Origin of the sequence: Christiangramia lutea (assembly GCF_022489035.1) — a bacterium.
Classification (GTDB): Bacteria; Bacteroidota; Bacteroidia; order Flavobacteriales; family Flavobacteriaceae; genus Christiangramia; species Christiangramia lutea.
In genome coordinates, this window is sequence record NZ_JAKVTV010000011.1 from 1 (window position 1) to 5,830 (window position 5,830).

Consider the following 5,830-nt stretch of genomic DNA (forward strand, 5'->3'; position numbering starts at 1 on the left):
GTCTACTCCGTAAAAATGTTTAATTTTATCCATAAGAGAATGATTGGAAAGAACAGCTACTTTGGTTTTCATCGACTTAAAAACGAGATCCAGGTCTCACAGAACTAAACGAAATTAAAGTAGAAAAAGAGAGGGGATTATCATTGTTGACGGAATCTCAAGTTCCCACGGTTCATGTAACCTTATTCCTCTCTTTTGTTCTTTCTGGTTATATATTCAAAATTTAGAGAATTTAAACTTAAGACGGTTCATCGCCAATAAGCGGCACCATTTAGTAAGAAAATAATTAACTTGACCAACGAACCAATACTAAGCCGACAAATCCGCGTCCCCTACTCCGCCAACTGGCGATAACCGAGACCGTTACCCACCATTTTTAAAACGAAAATTCAACTTTAAAATAAAAAAATGAAAAGAATTATTCTGATAATATTATTTCCAATCATATTAATAGGTTGCAAGAATGAAAATAAAAAACAGAAAGAAATCGAAAACAAAAATTACCAAATCTCCGCAAATATTACAGGTTTAAAAGATGGGTCAAAGGTTCTAATATCTAACGCTACAAATGGAAAAGTTTTAGATTCAACTATCTTAACTAATGGTAAATTTAAATCTGAGGGATCAATTGAAAATCCTCCAATCCAAGTAAACATAATGATCCAAAATGATGAAGAAAGAGTTTCTTCATTCATATACATTGGAAATGAAAATATCCAAATTGAAGGGAATAAAGATGAATTTCCAAATGATATAAAAATTACTGGTTCAAAATATCATCAATATAAAAAAGATCTAGATCAGAGAACAGATTCATTGAACAATTTGAGAAGTAATCACTTACAAACAATGTTTTCTTTACGAAGGGAAAATAAATGGAATGATAGTCTCCAAAATGCATATTGGTCAAAAGAGGAAGGAATTATTACCAAAATCGACAATCAAACAAATCAAATAACCAAAAATTTTATCTCAGAGAATATAAATTCCGATTATGCACTTTCACAACTAATAATATACAAAACTGATTTTTCTAAAGATTTTATAGAAAAACAAATCGGCAAACTCAATTCTGAATACGAAAATTCAGAATATTCTAAAGTTTTGAAAACTTACTTAAAAAATGAACCATTAAGTACAGGAGATAAGTTTTATAATTTTTCGGCAGAAAATCAAAAGGGAAACAAAGTTAACTTTTCAGACTTCTTTGAAGATAAATATGTTCTTTTAGAGTTTTATTCACCCTATTGCAGTTGGTGCTTAAAGGCTCTACCAGAAATTAAAAAACTATCAAAAGAAAAGAGTGACCAATTAGAAATTGTTACGGTTAATGTTGATAAAAATAAAGAAGATTGGCTTCAAAAATATAAATCTAACAACATAACCTGGACAAGTTTGTATGATGAAAATGGAAGATATAGTGATGTCTATACTAAATATCGAGTGTTTGCAACTCCAACTTATTATTTATTTGACAATAATGGAACAGTTGTAGAAAAGTGGGACGGTTATAATGATAATCTAACAGACCAAATTGGCAAACGGATAAAAAACGGTGGGTAACAACGGTTCATCGCCAATAGCCGGCACCTTTAGAAAGAAAATAATTAACTTGACCAACAAAACAATACTAAGCCGACAAATCCGCGTCCCCTATTCCGCCAACTGGCGATAACCGAGACCGTTACCTGCAAGTGCTATATATCCTAAAATGAAAAATAGTAACTCCTATTGTCGAGTCATACTAATTAAAATCTGATTCCTAATACATTATAACCCCATTTTTTTAACTATTGTTTAGTTTTAATTCTTAATTTTTTTAACTTATTTTTAAACTATAGATTAAAATAATAAACAAAGTGACCCTACTAGATTTCATTGGCATATTTCTCCTATTATTATCAATTACCTCATTTATAACATTGTATATAAGATTTGGTAGAATAATTAGGAGAAATTTAAAGAAGAGAATTCATTATTTGCAAGAATTGAACAAAATTTACAGTAAAAAAGATTTAGGTTAGGTAAACTAAAAAACAAAATTAGAACTTGCACCAGCAGGTAACAACGGTTCATCGCCAATAGCCGGCACCGTTAGAAAGAAAATAATTAACTTGACCAACGAACCAATACTAAGCCGACAAATCTGCGTCCTTTACTCCGCCAACTGGCGATAACCGAGACCGTTGGCAACAATGCCCCAACCAACTACAACTATAAATGAAAATATTCTCTTTCAATCGCAACTTAAAATCTAGAATTTCAAAGGAAATCCTGAGATTACCATGGGAAATTCATCCTGAAGAAATTTTAAGTCTGTTAGATCACTCTATTGAAATAAGAACAAAAAATACGAAGTCAGAATGTAAGATTGGCGAATCGAAATTCGGAGGGTTACCAGATTTACCTGAAAATATCGAATGGCCAACTTTGAATGATATACCTTTTGGTTTTCTCGGTCAGATTAACCTGTCAGAAATTAAAATCGATAAATCTGGTTTACTTCCTAAAAAAGGCTTACTTCTATTTTTCTTTTCCACAAGGCAAGAAGATTACCGAGATGAAAACCTTAAAAAACTTCATAAAGTTATTTTCATTAAAAATTTACAAAACTTAAGTTCAAGAATATACCCAGATAAATATGATGAGTTAGCAAAATTTGATGAATCTAAAATAGGCTTCTTGGATCGGTTTAATCTTCCATCATACCAAAATTATAAGATTTCAAAATTAAATTTATCAGATGAAGATGAGAATACTCTATTCGATGCTGACGATATAATTTATGAAGAAACTAATTCTAACCTAGATATTGGTCATCAAGTTTTAGGAAACCCACAAGCTGTTCAAGGCGATGTTCACTACCCATGGTCATTACAAAGTATTGGACAAAAGCTTAAGAATTTAAGTGAGTTGAAAGAAGATGAAAGGAAATTGGTTAAAAGAAATCAAGAAAATATAACATTATTGCTACAGGCAGATATGTTAGATGATAATCCTAACTTTAATAAATTTGGGTGTAGTGGTGCATTATATTTTGGGATAGAAAAAGATGATTTGAAAAATCAAAACTTTAATAACACATATTTTGAACTTCAAAATTCATAAGGCACAGTTGCCAACAACGGTTCATCGCCAATAAGCGGCAGCGTTAGAAAGAAAATAATTAACTTGACCAACGAACCAATACTAAGCCGACAAATCCGCGTCTCCTACTCCGCCAACTGGCGATAACCGAGACCGTTGGCAGCAATATTATCAGAAAACCTAACTAATAAAAAATGAAAACTTTCATTTCAGATTTAATTCCTAAGATTCAAAAGTATGGTGAAAAGTTAGATGACCTTACTTTAATTTCAAATCATCAATGGGTTTTAATTAATGATTTAAAGGAGCTTTAAATAACCTACATTTTTAGAGAAGGAGGAGTTTTACTAATCTCAGAAAATGGAAGAGTTAGTAAAGCAAAATGGGAATACTTAAATTCAGATTCTTTATTAATTGAAAATAATGATCAAACTTTTTTAATGCAGCAGTCAATTAAAAGTGAGGATGTTTTAATTATGAATTTAGATGGAGATTCTAGTTATGCATTTTTTGTAAATGAAAGTAAGTATAAGGGATCAATAAATAATATTACTGATTTATTGCAATACTTAGAAATTAAATATTTACAGAGAACATTCTTAGAACCGCACAATAAATTCTTTTACATGGAATTTTATAAAGAATATGGCCCTTATACTGCAGACCAATTACTTCACAAAATGCAAAGAAGAAAATTAAATCCGCTTTGTTTAATAAGATCAACTAAAGAGGCTGATTATTCAAATGGAATGAGAGTTAGAGATTTACAAAAAATAAAAAATCTTTAGAGATAATACAGCTGCCAACAACGGTTCATCGCCAATAGCCGGCAGCGTTAGAAAGAATATAATTAACTTGACCAACGAACCAATACTAAGCCGACAAATCCGCGTGCCTTACTCCGCCAACTGGCGATAACCGAGACCGTTGGCAACAATATTCTTCATAATCCCAGTTATAACTATGAGTTTTGAAAATTTATCTATTAAAGAAGAATCTAAACGATTTAAAGACCATTTATTGGTTGATGGAAATGAAAGAATAATATTTTCAGGAATCTTTGGAATAGGAAAAACATATTTTATTGATAATTTTTTTGAGCAAGAGAATGAAAGTTTTATATCAATAAAATTGAATCCAGTTAACTATTCCGTCTCTCCCAATCAGGATATTTTCGAATTAATCAAATTTGATATTGGATATCAATTATTTTCAAAAAATCCAGAGTTTGAAAAGATCGAATTTGAAAAAGTTTTTTCTTCAAATTTTTATTTAATTGAGAACTATAAAAAAGTAATTAGCCTCCTGATCAAAAACCTTTCAAAACTAGATCATCGGGTAGATGCTATTGCCAAATCAACGGTTGAATTAGGAGAAGAAATAAATAGATTTAAAGATAAAATTGAAAAAGATGAGGAGAAAGAACTAAAAAACTTTCTAGATTATTTTAAAAATCAAATAGGAACTTTCCGAGAAGAAAATTCAATTACTGAATTGATTAATAACCTAGTAGAAACTTTAAAAATTAATAATCCAAAGAAGAAAATAGTCCTGGTAATAGATGATTTAGATAGAATTGACCCAGAACATATATTTAGAATAATGAATGTATTTTCTGCTCATTTTGATTTTTATGATTTTAAAAATGAAAATAAATTCGGATTTGATCACGTAGTTCTCATTTCCGATATAACAAATATCCGTGGCATATTTCACAATAAATATGGTACGAATATAGATTTCTCGGGATACATTGATAAATTTTACTCAAATGAAATATTCTATTATGATTTTGTCTCTGTAATAAATAATAACATTGATAAATTTTTAAGTTCAATAGAAATTGATAATAATCGAGTATATACTCATTTACAATCAAGCAGTAATTATTATAAAGATGAATTGATTTTTCTATTGCGACATATGGTAGCTGCAAATAGTATAAGTATGAGAGCTTTAATAAACTTTTTGAAGTCGAAAGTCATTTTAGATTCTTATGCTATAAAATCTTATATGAGCGCTGATTATTTTTACTCCGATTCTACACCTATTCTAATTGTTTTTCAAATTCTAGAAAAGATAGTTGGTGGTCAAGAGAATTTTGTAAATATTTTAAACAAAACTTTAGAGAGATATCCTTCTCTAGAAATTACACCAAGAACATCGTATTGGCGAGATAGAATTGGTAATCTAGTAATGCTTATTGACCAGAATCAGAATAGATTAAATGTTACAAAAGAGGAAAAAAATTTATATATAAATAAAGAGTTTGATATAAAAGTTCAGTACATAATTCATCCTTCCGATAACTTTGAGGGATTAATTGGAAAAGCTGAAAGAATAGGATACCCAAATGATGACTTTAGTAATAAAGATATTTCATTTCATGAAACAATTTCCAAAAGAAAGATTCCTTATTTTCAATTACTCATTAATGCATATTTATCATTAAAAGAAATTCCTAAAGAAAATGCTTACTAGAGAATACAGTTGCCAACAACGGCTCATCGCCAATAACGGGTATTGTCGAAAAAGTGTAATTTTATAAACCAGGAAATAAAACAAATAAGCCGACAACTCCGCGTCCCAACTCCCGCAACTGGCGATAGCCGAGACCGTTGGCAACAAGTATCAGAGAAATTTAATGAAGAAAATTTTATTTCTAATAATTACAATTTTATTCGCAAACTGCGCCTTACAAAAAGTACCAAAACCTGAACAGGTAATGAAGTACTACAAAGGT

At 30.0% G+C, this 5,830-nt stretch carries 4 protein-coding genes; all 4 read left to right on the forward strand.

What is annotated here, in order from left to right; translation table 11 throughout:
* Positions 1-408 precede the first annotated feature (408 nt).
* Positions 409-1,563, forward strand: coding sequence for a TlpA disulfide reductase family protein (locus ML462_RS15740; RefSeq protein ID WP_240714793.1), 1,155 nt, complete (start codon positions 409-411; stop codon positions 1,561-1,563).
* Positions 1,564-2,220: 657 nt separating this feature from the next.
* Complete coding sequence (locus tag ML462_RS15745) at positions 2,221-3,108, forward strand: DUF1963 domain-containing protein (RefSeq protein ID WP_240714794.1); 888 nt, start codon at positions 2,221-2,223, stop codon at positions 3,106-3,108.
* A 419-nt stretch (positions 3,109-3,527) separates the two neighbouring features.
* Positions 3,528-3,875, forward strand: coding sequence for a hypothetical protein (locus ML462_RS15750; RefSeq protein WP_240714795.1), 348 nt, complete (start codon positions 3,528-3,530; stop codon positions 3,873-3,875).
* 175 nt (positions 3,876-4,050) lie between these two features.
* Positions 4,051-5,568 carry a P-loop NTPase fold protein gene (locus ML462_RS15755; RefSeq protein WP_240714796.1) on the forward strand — a complete coding sequence of 506 codons (1,518 nt, stop codon included), beginning with the start codon at positions 4,051-4,053 and terminating at the stop codon, positions 5,566-5,568.
* Positions 5,569-5,830: the final 262 nt, after the last annotated feature.

Coding starts and splice junctions, on each gene's coding strand:
- ML462_RS15740 (WP_240714793.1), top strand. CDS start 409: ATGAAAAGAATTATTCTGATAATATTATTTCCAATCATATTAATAGGT.
- ML462_RS15755 (WP_240714796.1), top strand. CDS start 4,051: ATGAGTTTTGAAAATTTATCTATTAAAGAAGAATCTAAACGATTTAAA.
- ML462_RS15745 (WP_240714794.1), top strand. CDS start 2,221: ATGAAAATATTCTCTTTCAATCGCAACTTAAAATCTAGAATTTCAAAG.
- ML462_RS15750 (WP_240714795.1), top strand. CDS start 3,528: ATGCAGCAGTCAATTAAAAGTGAGGATGTTTTAATTATGAATTTAGAT.